The following is a 20,810-nucleotide window of genomic DNA, read 5'->3' as shown; positions in this document are numbered from 1 at the left end:
TATATCTTCGGCTTAAAGATGCATTTAAAATACATCTTATATTATTGAGAATGAGGTAACGGCTATGTCTTTTCGCGATCAACCTTTAGGTGAACTGGCGCTCTCTATTCCTCGCGCCTCGGCGCTGTTTCGTAAGTACGATATGGATTACTGCTGCGGTGGTAAGCAGACGCTCGCGCGCGCTGCTGCACGTAAAGAGCTGGATGTAGAAGCCATTGAAGCAGAACTGGCACAGTTGGCTGAACAACCGATTGAGAAGGACTGGCGTACCGCGCCGTTGGCCGAAATTATCGACCACATTATCGTGCGCTACCACGACAGACACCGCGAGCAACTGCCAGAGCTGATCCTGCAAGCCACCAAAGTGGAACGCGTTCACGCAGACAAACCCAGCGTACCGAAAGGTCTGGCGAAATACCTGACTATGCTGCATCAGGAACTTTCCAGCCACATGATGAAAGAGGAGCAGATCCTGTTCCCGATGATCAAACAAGGCATGGGAAGCCAGGCAATGGGCCCGATTAGCGTCATGGAAAGCGAACACGATGACGCTGGCGAATTGCTGGAAGTGATCAAACACACCACCAACAACGTCACGCCGCCGCCAGAAGCCTGCACCACCTGGAAAGCGATGTACAACGGCATTAATGAAATGATTGACGATCTGATGGAACACATCAGTCTGGAAAACAACGTCTTGTTCCCGCGCGCACTGGCCGGGGAATGATGTGTTGCCGGATGGCGCTAACGCTTATCCGGCCTACAATCCGTAGGCCCGGTAAGCTTTACGCCACCGGGCATCAAGATTAACGCACTCCTGCCATACGTTTCTTACCGATAAACAGCCAGCCCAGCCCCAGCGCAATAAACCACAGCGGCGTGACGATCAGCGCCTGACGGGTATCATCTTCCAGCGTCAGCAGTACCAGCACAAAGACAAAGAACGCCATACACACCCAGCACATCAGCTTACCAAGTGGCATCTTATAGATGGACTTCTCATGCAAGTGTGGACGCTGCTTACGGTACACCAGGTACGAGCAGAGAATGATGGTCCAGACAAACATGAACAGAATAGCCGACACCGTCGTGATCATGGTGAACGCGCCAATCACGCTCGGATTGATGTACAGCATCACCACGCCGCCCAGCAGACAGATACAGGAGAAGGTCAGCCCTTTCGCCGGCACCGCGCGCTTAGACAATTTAGCGAACGCTTTCGGCGCCACGCCCTCTTGCGCCAGACCAAACAGCATACGGCTGGTAGAGAACACGCCGCTGTTGGCGGAAGAGGCCGCAGACGTCAGCACCACGAAGTTAATCAGGCTGGCGGCGGCCGGCAGTCCTACCAGTACAAACAGCTCAACAAACGGGCTTTTGGTTGGTACTACCGAGCTCCACGGCGTGACCGACATAATGATGATCAGCGCAAAAACGTAGAACATGATGATACGAATCGGGATTGAGTTAATCGCGCGCGGCAGGGATTTCTCCGGGTCTTTGGTCTCTGCGGCGGTGGTGCCCACCAGTTCAATCCCCACGAACGCGAATACCGCTATCTGGAAGCCCGCAAAGAAGCCGCTGATCCCTTTCGGGAACCAGCCGCCATCATTCCACAGATGAGTAAACGACGCTTCAACCCCGGTCGGTGATTTGAAGTGCATCATAACCATCACCAGACCGACGACGATCAGCGCCACGATGGCGACAATCTTGATCATCGCGAACCAGAACTCCATCTCGCCGAACATTTTCACGGTCGCAAGGTTAAGGCTCAGCAGCAGAACAACGACCGCCAGCGAGGCGACCCAGTCGGAAAGGCCGGGGAACCAAAACTGCGCATAGGCGGTAATCGCAACGACGTCCGCCATCCCGGTGACTACCCAGCAGAACCAGTAAGTCCAGCCGGTGAAATATCCCGCCCACGGCCCGAGCAGGTCGGAAGCGAAATCACTGAAGGATTTATATTCCAGATTCGAGAGCAGCAATTCACCCATTGCCCGCATGACGAAAAAGAGCATAAAACCGATGATCATATAAACGAAAATGATCGACGGCCCGGCGAGGCTGATCGTTTTACCGGAACCCATAAATAAGCCGGTGCCGATGGCGCCGCCAATCGCAATAAGCTGAATATGACGGTTTGTGAGATTGCGCCGTAGCGACTGTTCAGCCGGTGCCTGTTCGTCGGCAACGACTTTTACCTGATCTACCATGTTTTTTCTTCCTGTACCTGTCTGTGTTGTGCAGGCTCTGCGGCCTTTAGTGCGTCATATGATACGACGATCCTGTTATCAGGACTCATCGATATTAGGTAAGAATCGGCGGGATGAATACTAAGATTTAGATATAATGTTAATTATATGTTTAAAGTGAGTGTCATATCACTCTGGCAACGCGAATTAGCTCACAAAAATACACGCAATGGCTACATTTGCAAGATAAAATATCGACATCTGGCTAACTTACGGTTTTCTTGCATATTTTCTGTTCCCCCCAACAAAGAGGGGAACAGAAGTCACTGCTTACAGGATTTCCAGCAGTTCTACGTCAAACACCAGAGTGCTGAACGGAGGAATGGACGCGCCCGCGCCACGCTCGCCGTAGGCCAGTTCCTGAGGGATAGTCAGTTCCCATTTGGAACCAACCGGCATCAGGGTCAGCGCTTCAATCCAGCCTGGGATCACGCCGTTCACCGGGAATTCAGCCGGTTCGCCGCGCGCAACGGAGCTGTCAAAGACGGTGCCGTCGATCAGTTTGCCGGTGTAGTGTACGCGTACACGGTCAGTACGCGCCGGAATCGCGCCTTCACCCTGGGTGATCACGCGGAATTGCAGACCGGATTCGGTGCTGTTTACACCCTCTTTCTCACGGTTTTCTTCCAGATATTTGACGCCATCTGCCGCCATTGCCTGGAAACGTTCGCGACGTACGGCATCCGCACGTTCGTGAATTTCACGCAGCGCGCGATGCACCACATCAACAGGCACTGCCGGGTGTTTGCCTTCCAGCGCATCAGCGATACCTGCCACCAGCGCTTCAGGCAACAGACCTTCCAGACCGGATTCGCTCAGCTGCTGCCCTACCTGTAAACCAATGCCGTAGCTTGCTTGCGCTTCGATAGTGTCAAAAGTCGGGGTTGCCATCATATTTCCTTTCATCGGAGGTAAAGTAGCGGGCAGCATAACAGCCACGTCTCTTCCGGTAAAACTTTGTCTCGGGAAGAGATGACAAATCGCGGGGAAAAAGAAACAATAAGAATAACCCATGCTGATGTCACGAAAGCGGGTATAACTACGAACATCATAGCGTTAGGCATCTATACTCTATGATTGAGGAACGAGACGCGGAGCAGGAGGAAAGCCATGCCCGGGCGCTTTGAACTAAAACCAACCCTGGCGAAAATCTGGCATGCACCGGACAATTTTCGCATCATGGACCCGCTGCCGCCTATGCATCGCCGTGGCATTATTATTGCCGCTATCGTGCTGGTGGTCGGTTTTCTGCTTCCCTCGAATGATACCCGCGATACGCCCGTCGTCACGCGTAATGTCCAGACAGATATCCAGTCACAGTCGCAACCGCCGACAGAAGCCGAACTTCAGGCGCAACTGGTTGCCCCGCAAAACGATCCGGGACAGGTTGCCCCCGTAGCGCCGGAACCCATCCAGGAAGGTCAACCGGAAGAGCCGCCGCAGACGCAGCAATCCCAGCCGCAAACACAGCCTTTCCAGCAGAATGGGGGAATTGACCAGCAGTGGCGCTCCTATCGCGTGGAGTCAGGTAAAACGCTGGCGCAGTTGTTCCGTGACCACGGCCTGCCGCCAACGGACGTTTACGCGATGGCGCAGGTTGAAGGCGCAGGCAAGCCGCTGAGCAATCTGAAAGATGGCCAGATGGTGCAGATCCGCCAGAATGCGAATGGCGTGGTGACAGGATTGACCATCGATACCGGTAATGACCAACAGGTTCTGTTTACCCGTCAGCCAAACGGCAGCTTTATTCGCGCCCGTTAAACGCGCAAATTGCCGGATGGCGGCGTCGCCTTATCCGGCCTACGGCACCCGCGATTGCAGGCCTGATAAGCGGTAGCGCCATCAGGCGTTACCGCTTCACCTTGTTCACCCACCAGATCCCCGAACACACCAGCACCAACGCAACCGCATATTTCAATTCAAAAATATTTTCGCCGAGGAAAATCGCCGACAGCACCGCACCGGAAACCGGAATCAGGAAGTTAAACGGCGCAATCATCCCGACGCGGTTGTACTTGAGCAAAATGCTCCACAGCGCAAAAGCAACAGACGAGAGCAGCGTCAGATAGCCCAGAATCGCCACAGAAGAGAGGCCGTGCACGGAGAGCGAGCCGCCGAAGGCATAGCCGCCAATCACCAGCGCCAGGCCGCCGATGCCAAGCTGATAGCCCGTCATCACCGTTGGGTCAACCGTCTGCGAAATACGTTTACCGTAAAGGGTCGCGGCAGAAAGAATAAAAGCAGCCAGCACCACGGAGCCATCACCCAACAGGCTAAAGCTGAAATCCATCAGCCCGCTGTTGAAGTTCACCACCATCACCCCGGCAAAGCCAAGAATACAGCCGAGGGTTTTGTTGTAGCTCAGTTTGTCGTTCTGGTAGATGAAGTGCGCCAGCAACACGCTAAAAAAAGTGCCTGTGGCATTCATGATCGATCCTTTCACGCCCGTGGTGAACGCCAGACCGATATAGAAAAAGATATATTGCAGCGAGGTTTGCGTCAGCCCCAGCAGGGTCAGTTGACCAAACTGGCGCGGGCTTAAGCGGCCGATCGGTTTACGCTGCGCCATCGCCAGCAACAGCAGCAATAACCCCGCGAACAAGAAACGGTATCCGGCAAAGACAATTTTTGACGGGATATCATCTGTCGCAATCTGAAAGATCTCGTACCCGCTTTTTATCGCCGGGTAGGCGCTTCCCCATAACAGACAACAAAATGCCGCCCCCAGATAGACAACGTTTTTACGCGCGAACAGGGGCTGCTGGTGGGTTATCTCCATTCCATCACCACTTTGAAATAATGTTTTATTTTTTATTATCCCGAAAAGGGTAAAGAATAGCCAGTGCGAAAAACAGGGGGGCAGAAAAGCAAAACGCCAGCACAAGGCCGGCGTTTTTACGCGATAGAAGAATAAAACTTATTCAGCTACTACGTTTACAGTCAGTTTAGCGAATACTTCGCTGTGAACCTGGAAGTTCACTTCGTGCTCACCAGTGGTACGCAGAACGCCGTTCGGCAGACGAACTTCGCTCTTAGCCACTTCAACGCCTGCTGCTGTTACAGCGTCAGCGATGTCGCGAGTACCGATGGAACCGAACAGTTTACCTTCGTCGCCAGCTTTGGACGCGATGGTTACGGTTTCCAGGGCGTTGATTTTCTCTGCGCGTGCATTTGCAGCAGCCAGAACGTCAGCCAGTTTAGCTTCCAGTTCAGCGCGACGTGCTTCGAAGAACTCAACGTTTTTCTTGGTAGCAGGAACAGCTTTACCCTGTGGTACCAGGAAGTTACGAGCGTAGCCCGCTTTAACGTTAACCTGATCACCCAGGCTACCCAGGTTTGCTACTTTATCAAGCAGAATAACTTGCATTACCTTATCCTCTCAAAGTCGTATTAATGGACCGTGGCCGATTACTGATGACGATCAGTGTACGGCAGCAGGGACAGGTAGCGAGCGCGTTTGATAGCGCGAGCCAGCTGACGCTGGTATTTTGCACGGGTACCGGTGATACGGCTTGGGACAATCTTACCGCTTTCGGTGATGTAGTTTTTCAGCGTAGCGATATCTTTATAGTCGATCTCTTGAACGCCTTCCGCGGTGAAACGGCAGAACTTGCGACGACGGAAATAACGTGCCATATGGCTAGTCTCCAGAATCTATCAATTCAATCTGCTCGGCATGCAGAACCATTTTGCTCAGACCGTTCTTTGCCTTGTGGCAAGAGATGAACCCCTGAACGGTTATGCGGCTGCCGACCGTTATACTGTGAGTAATGGCCTGGTTTTCGTGTCCGCTAACAATAACGGGCATTTGACACCACGCCTGCCGGTGGAACCCGGCTTCCTCCTGCACAGAACGATGCTCAAGCACGAACTGGCAGTGCGGAATTCCTGATGGACTGACCTTTCGAAGGGGCATCCTGCACACGGTGCCGGACAACGCCAGACGGTTGGTCATCAGAAATTACTCTTCAGAATCCCCAGCATCTGCATCATCTGCGGTTTCGTTTGCGAAATCATCGCGACGCTCACGGCGCTCGTCTTTCGCTTTAACCATCGGAGATGCTTCGGTAACAGCGTGCTTAGTACGCATTACCATGCTACGGATAACGGCATCGTTGAAGCGGAAGTTAGTTTCCAGCTCATCGATCACTTCCTGCGGCGCTTCAACGTTCAGCAGAACGTAGTGAGCTTTGTGCAGTTTGTTGATCGGGTAAGCCAGCTGACGGCGGCCCCAGTCTTCCAGACGGTGGATCTTGCCTTCTGCACCAGTGATTGCACCAGTGTAGCGCTCGATCATGCCCGGAACCTGTTCGCTCTGGTCAGGATGGACCATAAAAACGATTTCGTAATGACGCATCGAATTGCTCCTTACGGATTATTCAGCCTCCTGTCTGGGTCAGCCGAATCCCGGGGAGGCAAGGAACGTGTTAAAGGTCGGCTGAAAAATGACGCGTCATAATACTTGCGCCCATGAGGAAACACAAGTTGATTGCGCAAAAATTCACACGAAGCGCAAAGACAGGTTAACCATGTGATTTAAAATTAATCACATGGCATCGCGCCAATTTTTTGAACAACTGCATCAGAAATGGTCGCTATCGACTTCGCTGGTAGCGATTAAAATTAAATCAGAAGCAATTCACTTACAGGAGATATTGCTAACCAGACACAGCAGTCGAGGAGGTACAGTATGCGAGCGCGTGTTATGACCCTTCTGGCTGCGCTTTTGCTCAGTGCAAACGCGATGGCAGCCATCAAAATCGATAATCACCAGGCACGAAATATGGATGATGTGCAGAGCTTAGGCGTGATTTATATAAACCATAACTTCGCCACTGAAAGTGAAGCAGATCAGGCATTGAATGAAGAGACAGATGCGCGAGGCGCAACGTACTACCACGCCATCCTGACCCGGGAACCGGGAAGTAACGGCAACATGCGCGCCAGCGCGGATATTTATCGCTAGCACCAGGAAAAACCAACGAGAACATTGCCATAGTTTGACTTGCCCCCTTCACCGGGGGCTTTTTTTACGGCAAAAGCGGCCCCGGAATCAGGCCGGTAACATCCCGAAGGAAGTAATGATTCCAGGGCACGTGTCTTACTTTTGTCCGTAATAGGCGTCAGGCCCATGCTTACGCATAAAATGTTTATTCATTAAATAATCGTCGATCGGGCTGAGCGCCGGATTGATACCGCGAGCAATCCATGCCATCCGCGCGACCTCTTCCATCACCACCGCATTATGCACGGCGTCATGCGCATCTTTGCCCCAGGCAAACGGCCCGTGCTGATACACCACGACGCCAGGCGTATGCAGCGGCTGACCATCACCCAGCGTTTCGATAATCACATGGCCGGTGTTCAGCTCATATTCACCCTGCACTTCTTCTTCGGTTAACGCCCTGGTACAGGGGATATCGCCAAAGAAGTAGTCCGCATGGGTCGTGCCCAGCGCCGGGATCGCCAGCCCTGCCTGCGCCCACGCCGTGGCATGCGTAGAGTGCGTGTGCACGATGCCGCCCAGCGAAGGGTAACGACGGTACAGCGCCAGATGCGTGGCGGTATCGGAAGAAGGCCGCCACTGCCCTTCCACCACATTGCCCTGGAGATCCACCACCACCATATCGTCCGCTTTCATGGTTTCATAAGCCACCCCGCTAGGCTTAATGACCACCAGCCCGCGCTCTCTGTCGATCGCGCTGACGTTGCCCCAGGTGAAAGTCACCAGGCCATAACGCGGCAAATCCATATTGGCTTCAAAAACGTGCTGCCTGAGTTTTTGCATTATGCTGTCTCCACCAGACCAGCGCTGGCCATACGCGCTTTCACCCAATCACGCGCTTTCGCCACCTCACGCGCCGGATCGTCCGACGTTTCACTCCACATCTCAATCAGGTATGGCCCGCAATACCCACTCTGCTTGAGCGTGGCGAAACAGCGTTCAAAATCAACGACACCTTCACCAAACGGCACGTTCTTGAACACGCCTGGCTTCGTATCTTTGACATGAACCGCGACGATATGCCCCATTCCAGCCTGCAACTCCATCTGCACATCGTTATCCCAGGCTGACAGGTTACCGATATCAGGATAAAGCTGGAACCACGGGTTATTAAGATAGTGCGCATAACCCAGCGCTTTGCTGATGGAGTTCATCAGAGGGTAATCCATGATCTCCATCGCCAGCGTGACCTGAGCACGGCTTGCCATCTCGACGCTCTCTTTCAGCCCATCACGAAAACGACGGCGCGTTTCATTGTTGGCCTCCTGATAGTACACGTCGTAACCCGCAAGCTGGATGACGCGAATACCGATGTCCTGCGCAAACTGAATGGCTTTACGCATGATCTCCAGCCCTTGCGCACGTACAGCATCATCTTCGCTGCCCAACGGAAAGCGACGATGCGCGCTCAGGCACATGGACGGCACCCGCACGCCGGTCTCCGCGATAGCGCTCACCAGCGCCAGGCGCTGCTCACGGTTCCAGTCGAGGCGCGCCAGGCGGGCATCGGTTTCATCGACAGACATTTCAACGAAATCGAAGCCCAGTTCTTTCGCCAGCCGCAGGCGATCCAACCAGCACTCCCCGGCGGGGAGCGCTTTTTCGTAGATGCCAAGCGGAGTCTGTTTAGACAGCATATCCGCTCCTTATCCCCACAACTGGGCGATAGAACGTTTAAACTGACGCGCGGCTTCAACCGGAGAGGCGGCGTCGCGAATGCTGCGACCAGCAATAAAGACATGGATTGGAATGCCCTTAAACAGCGGCAGATCTTCCAGCGCCAGACCGCCGGTCACGGTCACTTTAAAGCCCATATCAGAGAGACGTTTGATCGCGCTGATATCCGCTTCGCCCCAGGCCACTCCAGCGGCCTGGGCATCACGGCTACGGTGATAAACCACCTGCTGAATCCCCGCATCGCGCCACTCCTGCGCCTGCTCCCAGGTCCAGTAGCCGGTCAGTTCAATCTGCACATCGCCGTTAAACTCTTGCGCCACTTCCAGCGCGCCTTTGGCGGTGTTGATATCCGCGCAGCAGATAACCGTCACCCAATCCGCGTTGGCTTCAAAGCACATACGAGAAAGAATTTTCCCCGCGTCCGCAATTTTGGCGTCAGCCAGCACGATCTTATGCGGATAGAGCGCTTTCAGATCGCGTACCGCACGTACGCCTTCACCCACGCACAGGATAGTGCCAACTTCGATAATATCGACTTCTTCCGCGATCAGGCGGGTCGTTTCGTAAGCGTGGGACAGCGTCTGGTTATCCAGCGCAACTTGCAACATAGGTAATGACATTTCTATTCCTTACTTAAACTGCCGCCGCAGTGGCGTTATCAATTAAATCCAGCACATCCTGCTCGGTACGGCAGGCGCGTAAACGGTCAAAGTTGGCTTCATCTTCAAACAGGTTGACGATTTGCATGATGCCGTCTTCCTGATGCGCGCGGGCATCCACTGCCGCCAGCGTGATGAGGATATCGACCGGGTCATTATCTTCGTGGTTGAAGACCATCGGCGTTTTCAGCGTCACCAGCGCGAAGCCGGTTTTTTTGACGCCCTCTTCCGGGCGGCCATGCGGCATCGCCAGGCCTGGCGCAATCACAAAATACGGACCAAAACGCTCTACGCCATCAAGAATGGCCTGGTAGTAACGCGGCTCCACAACATCTGCTTCCACCAGCAGGTCTACGCCGATTTTCACCGCCTCCTGCCAGGTGCTCGCTTCTGCATTCAGGCGAATGGACTTATTCTCCGCCAGCGAATCACGTAATTTCATGCTGCGTCCTTATTTCAGGTCGTTCGGAAAGTGCTCTTTGATCACTTCCATCAGTTTCGGACCAAAATCAGCGGCGGAAAGCATATTGCGCACGCCCACCACATATTTATTACCGGAGACGGTGATTTCGCTGGCGACGTGCGTCGAGGCAATAATGATGTCCGCGCCGTTCAGCTCACTTTTGTACTCACCCACTGCGCAGCTATTTACCGTGTGCGCAACGCCCTGCTGCGTCAGAAACTGGTCAACTTTCATTTTCATGATCATTGAACTACCTTGCCCACAACCACAAACAGCCAGAATACGTACGGTCATAATCGGAACTCCTTATTAAGCAGAGTGTTCTGCCAGTTGTTTTTCTGCATCTTCTTCAGCGCGCAATGTGCGCCCTGCGAAGAACATATAAGCCAGTGAAATCAGTATCATGACGCTCATAAACATCAGCCCGATGCTGACGAAGCCTTGCATCATCGGAGGCGCCAGAATCGACCAGTCAGCCATTCCCATCCAGGCGCTCATACCGGTCAGTTTCACCGCCCAGACGCAGCCAAAGATTTCGATCATGCCCATAACCAGGCAAATCTTGAGCGCCGCGCGCCAGCCGCCAAAGTGGTTAGCGAACACGCCAATCGTGGCGTTAGAGAAGAACATTGGGATAAAGCCAGGGATGATCAGAATGGAGGAGCCGCAACCTACCAGAATACCAACGGCGATCAGCTGACCAATCGTGCCCCACATAAAGCCCCAGACCACCGCGTTCGGCGCGAAGCTATAAATCGCCGCACAGTCAATCGCCAGCACAGCACCGGGGATCAGACGCTGAGAGATACCGTTAAATGCTTCGGACAGTTCGGCGACAAACATGCGCACGCCCTGCGTGATGATGAAAATAGCGACGGCGAACTGGAAGCCGGTTTGCAGGATATAGATAGACCAGTGCGTTTTACCCGCCATCGCCTGAACCACATCCAGGCCAAAAGAGAGCAGGATCGCGCCGAAGAAGATGGTCATGACAATTGCCGTGGAGACGATATTGTCGTGGAAGATATTCAGCCAGCCGGGCAGTTTGAGATCTTCAACGCTCTCTTCTTTTTTACCGAGATATGGCGCGACTTTATACGCCAGCCATGCGGCAAACTGTTGCTGGTGACCAATGGAGAAACCACAGCCGTCTGTGACTTCCTGCGTCGGCTTATACATCATATTGGAGGTGATCCCCCAATACAGGGACACCAGAACCGCCGTGCAGATAATGGTGGTCCACATCGGATAACCGAAGATGTAGAAGAACACCGCGATCAGCCCCGCCTGCTGGAACATGATATGCCCGGTAAGCATGATGGTGCGAATCCCGGTAATCCGGCGCAGCAGCACGTAGCCGATATTCAATGCCAGCGCTAACAGCACGGCATACCCGACCCAACTGTAGGCGTCGCCCATGCGTTCGATCGTCGCCATCATGGAGGCGTAAGTATCAGAAATCGCGCCATTGATGCCATACACCTCAGACATCTTCGCCACGACGGGCTTAAAGGTACTGGTCAGGATGCCGGACCCTGCCTGTAATAACATGAAACCAATAATGGTTTTTATCGTACCTTTGATAATAACGCTGACACTTTTGCGTAGGAGGATATAGCCCAGACAGGTGACAATACCCAGTAGCAGCGGAGCATTGGTCATAACCTGGTTAAAGAAAACGGTAAAGATGTTGTAGAGGATCTCCATAACGATCTCCAGTAGACGAAGTTGCTGAGCTCTGCGTACGCTCAGGTTGTTGTGTCACCACTCTAATTTTCAAAAGTAATCACAACAAGATTGAATTTGATTAATTGTGACGCACCACGCAAATAATTCCCACACTTCAGAAAAGGATTAACCCGACGTTAACCAGCCATCAATAAAACTCATTTTAATCAAATAGATATATTTAATTTCAATAGTTATACGCCCTTCATTACGTTCTCCTTTACTTCCAGACCGCCCTTCACAAGCAAAAATATGCCGTTGCCATCTTGAAAAAATAATGTCAGGATTAATCAAAACCAATCACACACTGATTCAATTTGAACAAACATGAAGGTAAATGCGATGAGTAAAGTGAAAAGTATCACGCGTGAATCATGGATCCTGAGCACCTTTCCTGAGTGGGGAAGCTGGCTGAATGAAGAGATCGAACAGGAACAGGTCGCGCCCGGCACATTTGCTATGTGGTGGCTCGGTTGCACCGGCATCTGGCTGAAATCAGAAGGCGGCACCAACGTATGCGTTGATTTCTGGTGCGGCACCGGCAAACAAAGCCACGGCAATCCGTTGATGAAAACGGGCCATCAGATGCAGCGCATGGCAGGGGTGAAGAAATTGCAGCCGAACCTGCGCACCACGCCGTTTGTTCTCGATCCTTTCGCGATTCGCCAGATCGATGCCGTGCTGGCCACTCACGATCATAACGATCATATCGACGTCAACGTCGCCGCAGCGGTGATGCAAAACTGCGCTAACGATGTGCCTTTCATCGGGCCGCAAACCTGCGTTGACCTGTGGATTGGCTGGGGCGTGCCGAAAGAGCGCTGCATCGTGGTCAAACCGGGCGATGTTGTGAAAGTGAAAGACATCGAAATTCATGCGCTTGATGCGTTTGATCGTACTGCGCTCATCACGCTTCCGGCCGATCAAAAGGCGGCGGGCGTACTGCCGGACGGCATGGATGCGCGCGCGGTGAACTACCTGTTCAAAACGCCGGGCGGTACGCTGTATCACAGCGGCGACTCCCACTACTCCAACTACTATGCGAAGCACGGCAATGAGCATCAGATCGACGTGGCGCTCGGCTCCTATGGCGAGAACCCGCGTGGCATCACCGACAAGATGACCAGCGCCGACATGCTGCGTATGGCGGAAGCGCTGAACACGAAAGTTGTGATTCCGTTCCACCATGATATCTGGTCGAACTTCCAGGCCGATCCGCAGGAAATCCGCGTTCTGTGGGAAATGAAAAAAGATCGCCTGAAGTATGGCTTCAAGCCGTTTATCTGGCAGGTTGGCGGTAAGTTCACCTGGCCACTGGATAAAGACAACTTTGAATATCACTACCCGCGTGGTTTTGATGACTGCTTCACGATGGAACCGGATTTACCGTTCAAATCCTTCCTGTAATTGTTCTCCGATGCCGGGTTTTCCCGGCATTTTTCTATATTTACTTTAGTATTTTCAGGCTATTTCAAATATCATCTTTTAAAATCAATTCGTATCGGAATAGCTCATGACTGAAGCACAAAGACATCAAATATTGCTGGATATGCTGGCGCAATTGGGCTTTGTTACCGTCGAGAATGTGATCGAACGTCTGGGGATCTCCCCGGCCACGGCGCGTCGGGATATCAACAAGCTCGATGAGAGCGGAAAGCTCAAAAAGGTGCGTAATGGCGCCGAAGCGATCGCTCAGCAACGTCCACGCTGGACGCCGATGAATCTGCATCAGGCGCAGAACCACGATGAAAAAGTGCGCATTGCTAAAGCGGCAGCGCAACTGGTGAATCCTGGGGAAAGCGTGGTGATCAACTGTGGATCGACCGCCTTTCTGCTGGGCAGAGAAATATGCGGTAAGCCGGTGCAGATCATCACCAACTATCTCCCGCTGGCGAACTATCTGATCGATCAGGAACATGAAAGCGTGATCATCATGGGAGGTCAGTACAACAAGAGCCAGTCCATCACGCTTAGCCCCCAGGGCAGCGAAAACAGCCTGTATGCCGGGCACTGGATGTTTACCAGCGGCAAAGGCCTGACCGCAGACGGTCTGTATAAAACCGATATGCTCACCGCTATGGCCGAGCAGAAAATGCTCAGCGTGGTCGGGAAGCTGGTGGTGCTGGTGGATAGCAGCAAGATCGGCGAGCGCGCAGGCATGTTGTTCAGCCGCGCCGATCAAATCGACACGCTGATTACGGGCAAAAATGCTAACCCTGACATTCTGCAACAGCTTGAAGCGCAAGGCGTTAGCATTCTGCGCGTTTAAAGATGCTGGCGGAAAAACGACACCGTTGCCGCCAGCGCCTCTGGCGTAATACGGTGGCGTACGCCTGCTTCCCACAGACAGGTCAGGTTCTGATCCCTGTTCGCCTGAATCAGCGCCTGTTGTAAGCGGAACGTTTCCACCGCAGGGACGACGTCATCTTCCTGTCCATGCCATAGCAGCAGCGGCCGGTCGGCCAGTTTTGGCAACTGATGCGCCACCTCCCACTCAGCCAGGGGAGCAATGATGTCGTCAAATTCTCGCTGTTGCTCCGGCGTCTCAGGAATTAATGGCGGAAAAAGCGTATGCGCCAGTCGGGTGAAATAACCCGACCCCATCAGGCTGGCGACGCATTTTACCTCCGGGTGGCGGGCCATGATCCCCAGCGCCGTCATACCGCCCATTGATGCGCCCCCCACGGCCAGACGTTCTTCCAGCACCCAGTTTTCCTGTTGAACTGCCGCACGTAACGCAGCGAATTCCTGCATGTTTTGCCGCAGAATCTGCCAGAATTGGGTCATTCGCCCCTGCGCATCACCGCTAAACCGCGCGCCATGCTCGGGCGCATCCGGCATGATAACCCGGAACCCGGCCTGCGCCAGGGCAACCGCAAAGTAGCTATAGACCAGGCTGGAAGAGGTAAAACCGTGGTAAAAAATAATACATGGAAGGGGCGTGTCACGTTTACCGTCAGGAAACGCGTGGAGTATGGAATGTCCTGCCAGGTACCGTGTTTCTATTTTTATCATATATCCCCCTTTCTCTGATATGCCACGGAGAAATACATAACTCAAGTTAATGAGTACGGCAATGATTCATAATGTTGAGAAGTGGATTACGCTTTCACTCTATTTTCATTCGAAAATCGCGTGAGAGATAACAATTTGGGAACATTCCCCCTAAAGGAAATTAATAAGGCACTACACTATGGCTATCAGTAAACGAGATAGAGTTATGCGACGGTTCGCCCCATTGATGCTGGTACTGTTTTTAAGCGCCTGTAGCGTATTGCAAGGGACGCCGCAACCAGCACCGCCAGTCGCTGACCATCCTCAGGAAATTCGCCGTGACCAGACACAAGGGTTGCAGCGCCTGGGAACGGTAAGCTCAATGGTTCGGGGTTCTCCTGACGATGCTGTGGCAGAGATCAGAGCGAAAGCCGCCGCCGCTAAAGCAGATTATTACGTTATTTTGTTGGTTGATGAAACCATCGTAACAGGCCAATGGTATTCGCAAGCCATCCTGTATCGTAAATAGCGGAAGGTTGAAATTTAGTCAGCTTTACATTGCTTTGCGCCTCTATGCGTTTACCTGTGCACAATGAAATCATGGGATGACCGCAATGGAATGCCCTGTTGAATGCGGGGTCACGTAAAAGGAGCTGACGATGAAACGATCTCTTGCCTTATCCTCACTGCTGCTTTCTGCCGGTCTGGTGAGTACGACGGCGCAGTCTGCCGAATTCGCCAGCGCGGACTGCGTAACGGGCCTGAATGAAATTGGTCTGATATCCGTGAGTAATATTTCGGGAAATCAGCAGGATGTGGAACGTATCATTGCGTTAAAAGCCGATGAGCAGGGCGCTTCGTGGTATCGGATTATCCAGATGTACGAAGAACAGCAGCCCGATAACTGGCGCGTACAAGCCATACTTTATGCGTAACAGATTGCCTGATGGCGTAAACTTATCTGGCCTGCACCGATCGCAGGCATGATAAGACGCGCCCGCGCCGCCATCAGGCAAATCGTTATCGCAATCCCCCCGTTGCCCGCAGCAACAGATCATTTTGCACCTGTTCAGACAGGCGTAACACGCCGCGCGTGTCCAGCATCATTTGGCACCAGGCCTGTGCCAACGGCGGAGAAGCATAGCGCAGCATTTGCGCCCCGCAACCGAGCAGGAACAGCTGCTGCGTTATCTCCCGTCCCTGCGCTTCATCGGGTTTGCGCAAGCGCTGTTGCAGCTGACGTACCGCCCGATCATAATGCCGATCCTGCCCTTTGACCTCCGCAAAAGCCTCGTTGAGCAACTCATAGACGCCGGTCTGTTTACTCAGCACCCGCAGCACGTCCAGACACATGACGTTTCCCGACCCTTCCCAGATGCTGTTGACCGGCATCTCACGATACAGGCGCGGCAGCTCGCTCTCCTCGCAATAGCCAACGCCACCGAGCACTTCCATCGCCTCGGCAACAAAGGGGATGCCGCTTTTGCAAATAGCAAACTTCGCGGCTGGCGTGAACAAACGCGCCCGGAGCGCTTCTTTCGGGTCGCCACGACGATCCCACGCACGAGCCAGACGAAACAGCAGCGCCGTCTGGCCTTCAAGCTGGAGCGCCATACGACTTAAAACCTGCCGCATCATGGGCTGATCAATCAAAGATTTGCCGAACACCTGCCGCTGATGCGCATGGTAAATCGCCACCGAAAACGCCCGGCGCATCATACTATGACTGCCCAGCGCGCAATCAAAGCGGGTCATCCCTCCCATCTTCAGTATGTGACGAATCCCCTCGCCTTCCTCACCCAGTAGCCAGCCCACCGCATCCTGAAACTCAACCTCACAACTGGCATTAGAGCGGTTGCCCAGTTTGTCTTTCAGTCGCTCAAGGCGAACGCCGTTTCGCTGCCCGTCAGGCAAAAAACGCGGGACAAAAAAGCAGGATAACCCGCCTTTCGTCTGCGCCAGCACCAGGTGCGCGTCGCTTTGCGGCACGGAGAAAAACCATTTGTGCCCCACCAGGCGCCAGGTGCCGTCGTCCAGTCGCTCTGCCCGGGTGGTGTTACTCAGCACATCGGAGCCGCCCTGCTTTTCCGTCATGCCCATGCCAATCAGCAGGCCGCGTTTTTGCCCACCGGGCAGGAGGTGTGAATCATAGCGATCGCTGCGTAGCGGCGTTAACCAGTCGTGGAAGGGGGGCGGCAGCATCTGTAGCAGCAGCGGCGTAGCGGCAAAAGTCATCGTGACTGGACACAACGTGCCCGCTTCCACCTGCGCATGCAGCATAAAACGCGCAGCCCGCGCGACAAAGGCCCCCTGTCTGGCATTCTCTTCCCAGGCCAGATTATGCACACGGTTAGCGCACAGGCCCTGCATCAGCAGATGCCAGGCGGGATGAAAACGAACATCGTCCAGCCGCTGCCCTTGTGGATCGTAACGCAGCAGTTCAGGTGGAAAGGCGTTCGCCAGCCGCCCCAGTTCCAGCGACTCCGCAGTGCCCAGTTGTTGACCGATGCTGGCAAGAAGATCGCTGTCCCAGCCCGCGCCTTCACGGGCGACCGCCTCGCAAAGCGCGCCATCAGACAGGAATAAATTGCTGTTGTTGAGCGGTGCCGGTTGGTTAAAAACGGTATGCGTTTGCCAGTGCATTGTGTTTCCCTCCGTCAATGGCAGTCGCATTAAGTATGGTCAGCCTGCGGGGGACGCGCCTGGGATAACGGTCACAAAAAAGCCATCCCGAGGGATGGCTTCATCAGTCAAAAGCGCTTAGCTGCGCTGTCGCACCGCTTCAAACAGGCAGATCCCGGTCGCGACGGAGACGTTCAGCGACGACACGCTGCCCGCCATCGGAATGCTGATCAGCTCATCACAGTGCTCGCGGGTCAGACGACGCATCCCTTCGCCTTCAGCGCCCATCACCAGCGCCATCCGACCGGTCATTTTGCTCTGGAACAGCGTATGGTCAGCTTCGCCCGCCGTACCGACAATCCAGATATTCTCTTCCTGCAACAGACGCATGGTACGCGCCAGGTTGGTCACACGGATCAGCGGCACGCTTTCGGCTGCGCCGCAGGCCACCTTTTTCGCCGTTGCATTAAGCTGTGCGGAACGATCTTTCGGCACAATGACCGCATGTACGCCAGCGGCGTCTGCGCTACGCAGACAGGCGCCGAGGTTATGCGGATCGGTCACGCCGTCGAGGATCAGCAGGAAGGGATTGTCGAACTTCGCGATCAGATCAGGAAGATCGTTTTCCTGATACTGGCGTCCCGGCTTCACGCGCGCAATGATCCCCTGATGTACCGCACCCTCGCTTTTTTCATCAAGATACTGGCGGTTCGCCAGTTGGATCACCACGCCCTGCGCTTCCAGCGCATGGATCAGCGGCAGCAGGCGTTTATCTTCCCGCCCTTTCAGAATAAAGACGTCCTGAAAGCGCTCTGGCGCACGTTCCAGAAGAGCCTGCACCGCGTGGATGCCGTAAATCATTTCACTCATTGATGGTTCTCATTGATCAATTTTGCCGGGCGGCGCGATGCCAGCCCGGTCTACAGTACAAACGCCCTCTCCACGCAGGGGGAAAGGGGGAAATTACTCAGCTGACTTTTTCTTCGCCGCGCGCTTCGCTTTTGTCGCGGCAGCGATTTTCTGCGTCTTTGCCGATGGATTTTTGGCTTTCTTCTCTTTCTTCGCCTTACCTTTCGCTTTCTCGCCGCGGAAGGCGCTATCCGGTTCGAAGTTCACCTTTTTGCCCACCTGACGACGCTTACCGGCATTTTTAGCCGTTTCGCCTCTTTTCGCTTTCTCACGCGCGGTTTTACCGACGTTGCGCGGGGCGCGTTCGCTGGAGATCAGGCTAAAGTCAATTTTACGCTCATCCATATTGACCGCTTCGACGCGGACTTCCACGCGGTCGCCCAGACGGTAGGTCTGGCCGCTGGATTCCCCCATCAGACGCTGCCCTACCTGATCGAAACGGTAGTAATCGTTGTCCAGCGAAGAGACGTGTACCAGACCATCAATAAACAGCTCATCCAGACGAACAAAGAAGCCGAACCCGGTTACGCTGGAAATCACCCCTTTAAAGACGTTCCCCACCTGATCCAGCATGAAGTCACACTTCAGCCAGTCAGAGACGTCGCGCGTGGCTTCGTCAGCACGGCGCTCGGTCATAGAACAGTGCTGGCCCAGTTGCAGCATCTCTTCCATCGAGTAGTGGTAGCCACCCGTTTCCGTCGTGTTGCCCTTATGCCCTTGCTCATGCGCCAGCAGATACTTAATGGCGCGGTGCAGCGACAGGTCAGGATAACGGCGGATCGGCGAGGTAAAGTGCGCGTAAGACTGCAATGCCAGACCAAAGTGGCCACGGTTTTCTGGATCGTAAATTGCCTGTTTCATTGAGCGCAGCAGCATGGTTTGCAGCATTTCCGCGTCAGGCCTGTCGGCAATCGACTCCAGCAGCTCCGCATAATCACGCGGTTCCGGCTTATTGCCGCCCGGCAATTCCAGCCCCAACTCCGCCAGAACGGAACGGAAGGAGGTTATAGCCTCGGTGCTCGGCTTGTCGTGAATACGGAACAGCGCAGGCTCTTTGGCTTTCTCAACGAATCGCGCCGCCGAGATATTCGCCAGAATCATGCATTCTTCGATCAGCTTGTGCGCGTCATTACGCTGTGTCTGCTCGATACGTTCAATGCGACGTTCAGCATTAAAGATAAACTTCGCTTCTTCGCTTTCAAATGAGATGCCGCCACGCTCTTCGCGGGCGTTATCCAGCACTTTGTAGAGGTTATGCAGCTCTTCGATGTGCCTGACCAGCGGCGCATACTGCTCACGCAGGTCCTGGTCGCCCTGTAGCATATGCCAGACTTTGGTATACGTCAGGCGCGCATGGGAACTCATCACCGCTTCGTAGAATTTATAGCCGGTTAAACGCCCTTTTGATGAAACGGTCATTTCGCAGACCATACACAGGCGGTCAACCTGCGGGTTCAGCGAACACAGGCCATTGGAGAGCACTTCCGGCAGCATCGGCACAACCTGCGACGGGAAATAGACCGACGTCCCACGGTTGCGCGCTTCGCGATCCAGCGGCGTTGGCGGACGCACGTAATAACTTACGTCAGCGATAGCCACCCACAGGCGCCAGCCGCCACCGCGTTTCTTCTCGCAGTAAACCGCATCGTCAAAGTCACGGGCGTCTTCGCCATCAATCGTCACCAGCGGTAAGTCGCGCAGATCCACACGGCCTGCTTTCGCCTCTTCCGGCACTTCTTCTTTCAGGCCGGCGATCTGCTGTTCTACCGCCTGCGGCCAGATATAAGGAATTTCATGGGTGCGCAGCGCCATATCGACAGCCATGCCAGTGCCCATGTTATCGCCGAGAACCTCAACGATTTTACCGACCGCTTTAGTGCGGCGGGTCGGTCGCTGGGTGAGTTCCACCACCACCACAAAGCCCATGCGCGCGCCCATCACCTCTTCAGGCGGGATCAGGATGTCGAAGCTCAGACGGCTATCGTCCGGCACCACAAAGCCCACGCCAGCATCGGTAAAGTAACGACCGACAATCTGGCTGGTTTTCGGCACCAGAACGCGCACGATACGCGCTTCGCGGCGGCCTTTACGATCGGCTCCCAGCGGCTGCGCCAGTACCTGATCGCCATGAATGCAGGTTTTCATCTGCTCCCTGGAGAGATACAGGTCATCTTTACGTCCTTCGACACGCAAAAAGCCGTAGCCATCACGGTGGCCGATAACGGTACCTTTCAGCAGGTCGAGGCGTTCCGGCAGCGCATAGCACTGGCGGCGGGTGAAGACCAGCTGTCCGTCGCGTTCCATCGCGCGCAGACGGCGGCGCAGGGCTTCCTGCTGCTCTTCACCTTCAATATTCAGTTCCACAGCCAATTCATCACGGTTGGCTGGTTTTTCACGTTTTGTTAAATGTTCGAGGATAAATTCCCGGCTCGGGATAGGGTTAGCGTATTTTTCAGCTTCACGTTCCAGGAAAGGATCTTGTGACATGGCGGTTCCTC

General features: G+C 54.1%; 24 protein-coding genes. 7 read left to right on the top strand and 17 right to left on the bottom strand.

The window, feature by feature from the left end:
• Positions 1-64 precede the first annotated feature (64 nt).
• Complete coding sequence (gene ytfE / locus OGV82_RS20915) at positions 65-727, top strand: iron-sulfur cluster repair protein YtfE (RefSeq protein ID WP_012134400.1); 663 nt, start codon at positions 65-67, stop codon at positions 725-727.
• 79 nt (positions 728-806) lie between these two features.
• Here ytfE and cycA read toward each other — a convergent pair whose 3' ends face one another.
• Together cycA and bamJ are read right to left on the bottom strand one after the other, a co-directional pair.
• A complete protein-coding gene (gene cycA / locus OGV82_RS20910; RefSeq protein ID WP_012134401.1) occupies positions 807-2,216 on the bottom strand; it encodes a D-serine/D-alanine/glycine transporter in 1,410 nt (469 codons plus the stop codon).
• Between the two features lie 309 nt (positions 2,217-2,525).
• Complete coding sequence (bamJ, locus tag OGV82_RS20905; RefSeq protein WP_024130787.1) at positions 2,526-3,146, bottom strand: BamJ family beta-barrel-assembly machinery protein; 621 nt, start codon at positions 3,144-3,146, stop codon at positions 2,526-2,528.
• A gap of 219 nt (positions 3,147-3,365) precedes the next feature.
• On the opposite strand from bamJ, the gene OGV82_RS20900 reads away from it, so the two are divergent.
• The gene (locus OGV82_RS20900; protein WP_012134403.1) at positions 3,366-4,016 is read left to right on the top strand and encodes an OapA family protein; all 651 of its coding nucleotides are present in this window, start codon (positions 3,366-3,368) and stop codon (positions 4,014-4,016) included.
• 88 nt (positions 4,017-4,104) lie between these two features.
• Here OGV82_RS20900 and OGV82_RS20895 read toward each other — a convergent pair whose 3' ends face one another.
• The 5 genes from OGV82_RS20895 to rpsF all read right to left on the bottom strand — a co-directional run bounded on the left by OGV82_RS20895 (position 4,105) and on the right by rpsF (position 6,612).
• Positions 4,105-5,034, bottom strand: coding sequence for a DMT family transporter (locus OGV82_RS20895; RefSeq protein ID WP_012134404.1), 930 nt, complete (start codon positions 5,032-5,034; stop codon positions 4,105-4,107).
• Between the two features lie 138 nt (positions 5,035-5,172).
• Positions 5,173-5,622 carry a 50S ribosomal protein L9 gene (gene rplI, locus OGV82_RS20890; protein WP_012134405.1) on the bottom strand — a complete coding sequence of 150 codons (450 nt, stop codon included), beginning with the start codon at positions 5,620-5,622 and terminating at the stop codon, positions 5,173-5,175.
• Between the two features lie 41 nt (positions 5,623-5,663).
• Positions 5,664-5,891, bottom strand: a complete 228-nt coding sequence (gene rpsR, locus OGV82_RS20885; RefSeq protein WP_000135199.1) for a 30S ribosomal protein S18 — start codon at positions 5,889-5,891, stop codon at positions 5,664-5,666.
• A gap of 4 nt (positions 5,892-5,895) precedes the next feature.
• A complete protein-coding gene (priB, locus tag OGV82_RS20880; protein ID WP_012134407.1) occupies positions 5,896-6,210 on the bottom strand; it encodes a primosomal replication protein N in 315 nt (104 codons plus the stop codon).
• Between the two features lie 6 nt (positions 6,211-6,216).
• On the bottom strand, positions 6,217-6,612 hold the full coding sequence (rpsF, locus tag OGV82_RS20875) for a 30S ribosomal protein S6 (RefSeq protein WP_012134408.1): 396 nt from the start codon (positions 6,610-6,612) through the stop codon (positions 6,217-6,219).
• A 333-nt stretch (positions 6,613-6,945) separates the two neighbouring features.
• Here rpsF and yjfY point away from each other — a divergent pair, with 333 nt between their 5' ends.
• Positions 6,946-7,221, top strand: coding sequence for a DUF1471 family protein YjfY (yjfY, locus tag OGV82_RS20870; RefSeq protein ID WP_024130788.1), 276 nt, complete (start codon positions 6,946-6,948; stop codon positions 7,219-7,221).
• Positions 7,222-7,356: 135 nt separating this feature from the next.
• Here the strand turns inward: yjfY and OGV82_RS20865 are convergent, their stop codons facing one another.
• The 6 genes from OGV82_RS20865 to ulaA are packed head-to-tail and all read right to left on the bottom strand — an operon-like array spanning position 7,357 to position 11,766.
• Complete coding sequence (locus OGV82_RS20865) at positions 7,357-8,043, bottom strand: L-ribulose-5-phosphate 4-epimerase (RefSeq protein WP_012134412.1); 687 nt, start codon at positions 8,041-8,043, stop codon at positions 7,357-7,359.
• The gene (locus OGV82_RS20860; RefSeq protein WP_012134413.1) at positions 8,043-8,897 is read right to left on the bottom strand and encodes an L-ribulose-5-phosphate 3-epimerase; all 855 of its coding nucleotides are present in this window, start codon (positions 8,895-8,897) and stop codon (positions 8,043-8,045) included. Before OGV82_RS20860 ends, OGV82_RS20865 begins: the two co-directional genes overlap by 1 nt.
• Before the next feature lie 9 nt (positions 8,898-8,906).
• Positions 8,907-9,557: a 3-keto-L-gulonate-6-phosphate decarboxylase UlaD gene (gene ulaD, locus OGV82_RS20855; RefSeq protein ID WP_024130789.1), complete on the bottom strand. Its 651-nt coding sequence runs from the start codon at positions 9,555-9,557 to the stop codon at positions 8,907-8,909.
• Positions 9,558-9,570: 13 nt separating this feature from the next.
• Positions 9,571-10,038, bottom strand: a complete 468-nt coding sequence (gene ulaC, locus OGV82_RS20850; protein ID WP_012134416.1) for a PTS ascorbate transporter subunit IIA — start codon at positions 10,036-10,038, stop codon at positions 9,571-9,573.
• Positions 10,039-10,047: 9 nt separating this feature from the next.
• The gene (ulaB, locus tag OGV82_RS20845) at positions 10,048-10,353 is read right to left on the bottom strand and encodes a PTS ascorbate transporter subunit IIB (RefSeq protein WP_024130790.1); all 306 of its coding nucleotides are present in this window, start codon (positions 10,351-10,353) and stop codon (positions 10,048-10,050) included.
• A gap of 15 nt (positions 10,354-10,368) precedes the next feature.
• Positions 10,369-11,766, bottom strand: coding sequence for a PTS ascorbate transporter subunit IIC (ulaA, locus tag OGV82_RS20840; protein ID WP_012134419.1), 1,398 nt, complete (start codon positions 11,764-11,766; stop codon positions 10,369-10,371).
• Between the two features lie 363 nt (positions 11,767-12,129).
• On the opposite strand from ulaA, the gene ulaG reads away from it, so the two are divergent.
• Positions 12,130-13,194, top strand: a complete 1,065-nt coding sequence (ulaG, locus tag OGV82_RS20835) for an L-ascorbate 6-phosphate lactonase (RefSeq protein ID WP_047459442.1) — start codon at positions 12,130-12,132, stop codon at positions 13,192-13,194.
• Positions 13,195-13,300: 106 nt separating this feature from the next.
• Positions 13,301-14,056 (top strand): HTH-type transcriptional regulator UlaR, encoded by a 756-nt coding sequence (gene ulaR, locus OGV82_RS20830; protein WP_012134422.1) that lies wholly within the window; start codon positions 13,301-13,303, stop codon positions 14,054-14,056.
• Here ulaR and yjfP read toward each other — a convergent pair.
• Complete coding sequence (gene yjfP / locus OGV82_RS20825; RefSeq protein ID WP_047459445.1) at positions 14,053-14,802, bottom strand: esterase; 750 nt, start codon at positions 14,800-14,802, stop codon at positions 14,053-14,055. The two genes, ulaR and yjfP, sit on opposite strands and share 4 nt — an antisense overlap.
• A gap of 178 nt (positions 14,803-14,980) precedes the next feature.
• Here yjfP and bsmA point away from each other — a divergent pair, with 178 nt between their 5' ends.
• Both bsmA and yjfN read left to right on the top strand, forming a co-directional pair.
• Complete coding sequence (gene bsmA, locus OGV82_RS20820) at positions 14,981-15,310, top strand: biofilm peroxide resistance protein BsmA (RefSeq protein ID WP_012134424.1); 330 nt, start codon at positions 14,981-14,983, stop codon at positions 15,308-15,310.
• Between the two features lie 130 nt (positions 15,311-15,440).
• Complete coding sequence (yjfN, locus tag OGV82_RS20815) at positions 15,441-15,716, top strand: DUF1471 family protease activator YjfN (RefSeq protein WP_012134425.1); 276 nt, start codon at positions 15,441-15,443, stop codon at positions 15,714-15,716.
• A gap of 85 nt (positions 15,717-15,801) precedes the next feature.
• Here yjfN and OGV82_RS20810 read toward each other — a convergent pair whose 3' ends face one another.
• The 3 genes from OGV82_RS20810 to rnr form a co-directional block, all read right to left on the bottom strand.
• Complete coding sequence (locus OGV82_RS20810; RefSeq protein WP_047459448.1) at positions 15,802-17,424, bottom strand: isovaleryl-CoA dehydrogenase; 1,623 nt, start codon at positions 17,422-17,424, stop codon at positions 15,802-15,804.
• Positions 17,425-17,541: 117 nt separating this feature from the next.
• Positions 17,542-18,273, bottom strand: a complete 732-nt coding sequence (gene rlmB, locus OGV82_RS20805; protein ID WP_012134428.1) for a 23S rRNA (guanosine(2251)-2'-O)-methyltransferase RlmB — start codon at positions 18,271-18,273, stop codon at positions 17,542-17,544.
• Positions 18,274-18,366: 93 nt separating this feature from the next.
• Positions 18,367-20,799: a ribonuclease R gene (rnr, locus tag OGV82_RS20800; protein ID WP_101744263.1), complete on the bottom strand. Its 2,433-nt coding sequence runs from the start codon at positions 20,797-20,799 to the stop codon at positions 18,367-18,369.
• Between the last annotated feature and the right edge of the window lie 11 nt (positions 20,800-20,810).

It is taken from the genome of Citrobacter sp. CK191 (assembly GCF_030333435.1).
GTDB classification, from domain to species: domain Bacteria; phylum Pseudomonadota; class Gammaproteobacteria; order Enterobacterales; family Enterobacteriaceae; genus Citrobacter_B; species Citrobacter_B koseri.
Note: the sequence above shows the minus strand (reverse complement) of the source record. Positions and strands in the feature narration are given on the sequence as shown.

Bases quoted from the DNA above. Each gene is read 5' to 3' on its own strand.
- ytfE (WP_012134400.1), top strand. From the start codon at position 65: ATGTCTTTTCGCGATCAACCTTTAGGTGAACTGGCGCTCTCTATTCCT.
- cycA (WP_012134401.1), bottom strand. From the start codon at position 2,216: ATGGTAGATCAGGTAAAAGTCGTTGCCGACGAACAGGCACCGGCTGAA.
- bamJ (WP_024130787.1), bottom strand. From the start codon at position 3,146: ATGGCAACCCCGACTTTTGACACTATCGAAGCGCAAGCAAGCTACGGC.
- OGV82_RS20900 (WP_012134403.1), top strand. From the start codon at position 3,366: ATGCCCGGGCGCTTTGAACTAAAACCAACCCTGGCGAAAATCTGGCAT.
- OGV82_RS20895 (WP_012134404.1), bottom strand. From the start codon at position 5,034: ATGGAGATAACCCACCAGCAGCCCCTGTTCGCGCGTAAAAACGTTGTC.
- rplI (WP_012134405.1), bottom strand. From the start codon at position 5,622: ATGCAAGTTATTCTGCTTGATAAAGTAGCAAACCTGGGTAGCCTGGGT.
- rpsR (WP_000135199.1), bottom strand. From the start codon at position 5,891: ATGGCACGTTATTTCCGTCGTCGCAAGTTCTGCCGTTTCACCGCGGAA.
- priB (WP_012134407.1), bottom strand. From the start codon at position 6,210: ATGACCAACCGTCTGGCGTTGTCCGGCACCGTGTGCAGGATGCCCCTT.
- rpsF (WP_012134408.1), bottom strand. From the start codon at position 6,612: ATGCGTCATTACGAAATCGTTTTTATGGTCCATCCTGACCAGAGCGAA.
- yjfY (WP_024130788.1), top strand. From the start codon at position 6,946: ATGCGAGCGCGTGTTATGACCCTTCTGGCTGCGCTTTTGCTCAGTGCA.
- OGV82_RS20865 (WP_012134412.1), bottom strand. From the start codon at position 8,043: ATGCAAAAACTCAGGCAGCACGTTTTTGAAGCCAATATGGATTTGCCG.
- OGV82_RS20860 (WP_012134413.1), bottom strand. From the start codon at position 8,897: ATGCTGTCTAAACAGACTCCGCTTGGCATCTACGAAAAAGCGCTCCCC.
- ulaD (WP_024130789.1), bottom strand. From the start codon at position 9,557: ATGTCATTACCTATGTTGCAAGTTGCGCTGGATAACCAGACGCTGTCC.
- ulaC (WP_012134416.1), bottom strand. From the start codon at position 10,038: ATGAAATTACGTGATTCGCTGGCGGAGAATAAGTCCATTCGCCTGAAT.
- ulaB (WP_024130790.1), bottom strand. From the start codon at position 10,353: ATGACCGTACGTATTCTGGCTGTTTGTGGTTGTGGGCAAGGTAGTTCA.
- ulaA (WP_012134419.1), bottom strand. From the start codon at position 11,766: ATGGAGATCCTCTACAACATCTTTACCGTTTTCTTTAACCAGGTTATG.
- ulaG (WP_047459442.1), top strand. From the start codon at position 12,130: ATGAGTAAAGTGAAAAGTATCACGCGTGAATCATGGATCCTGAGCACC.
- ulaR (WP_012134422.1), top strand. From the start codon at position 13,301: ATGACTGAAGCACAAAGACATCAAATATTGCTGGATATGCTGGCGCAA.
- yjfP (WP_047459445.1), bottom strand. From the start codon at position 14,802: ATGATAAAAATAGAAACACGGTACCTGGCAGGACATTCCATACTCCAC.
- bsmA (WP_012134424.1), top strand. From the start codon at position 14,981: ATGGCTATCAGTAAACGAGATAGAGTTATGCGACGGTTCGCCCCATTG.
- yjfN (WP_012134425.1), top strand. From the start codon at position 15,441: ATGAAACGATCTCTTGCCTTATCCTCACTGCTGCTTTCTGCCGGTCTG.
- OGV82_RS20810 (WP_047459448.1), bottom strand. From the start codon at position 17,424: ATGCACTGGCAAACGCATACCGTTTTTAACCAACCGGCACCGCTCAAC.
- rlmB (WP_012134428.1), bottom strand. From the start codon at position 18,273: ATGAGTGAAATGATTTACGGCATCCACGCGGTGCAGGCTCTTCTGGAA.
- rnr (WP_101744263.1), bottom strand. From the start codon at position 20,799: ATGTCACAAGATCCTTTCCTGGAACGTGAAGCTGAAAAATACGCTAAC.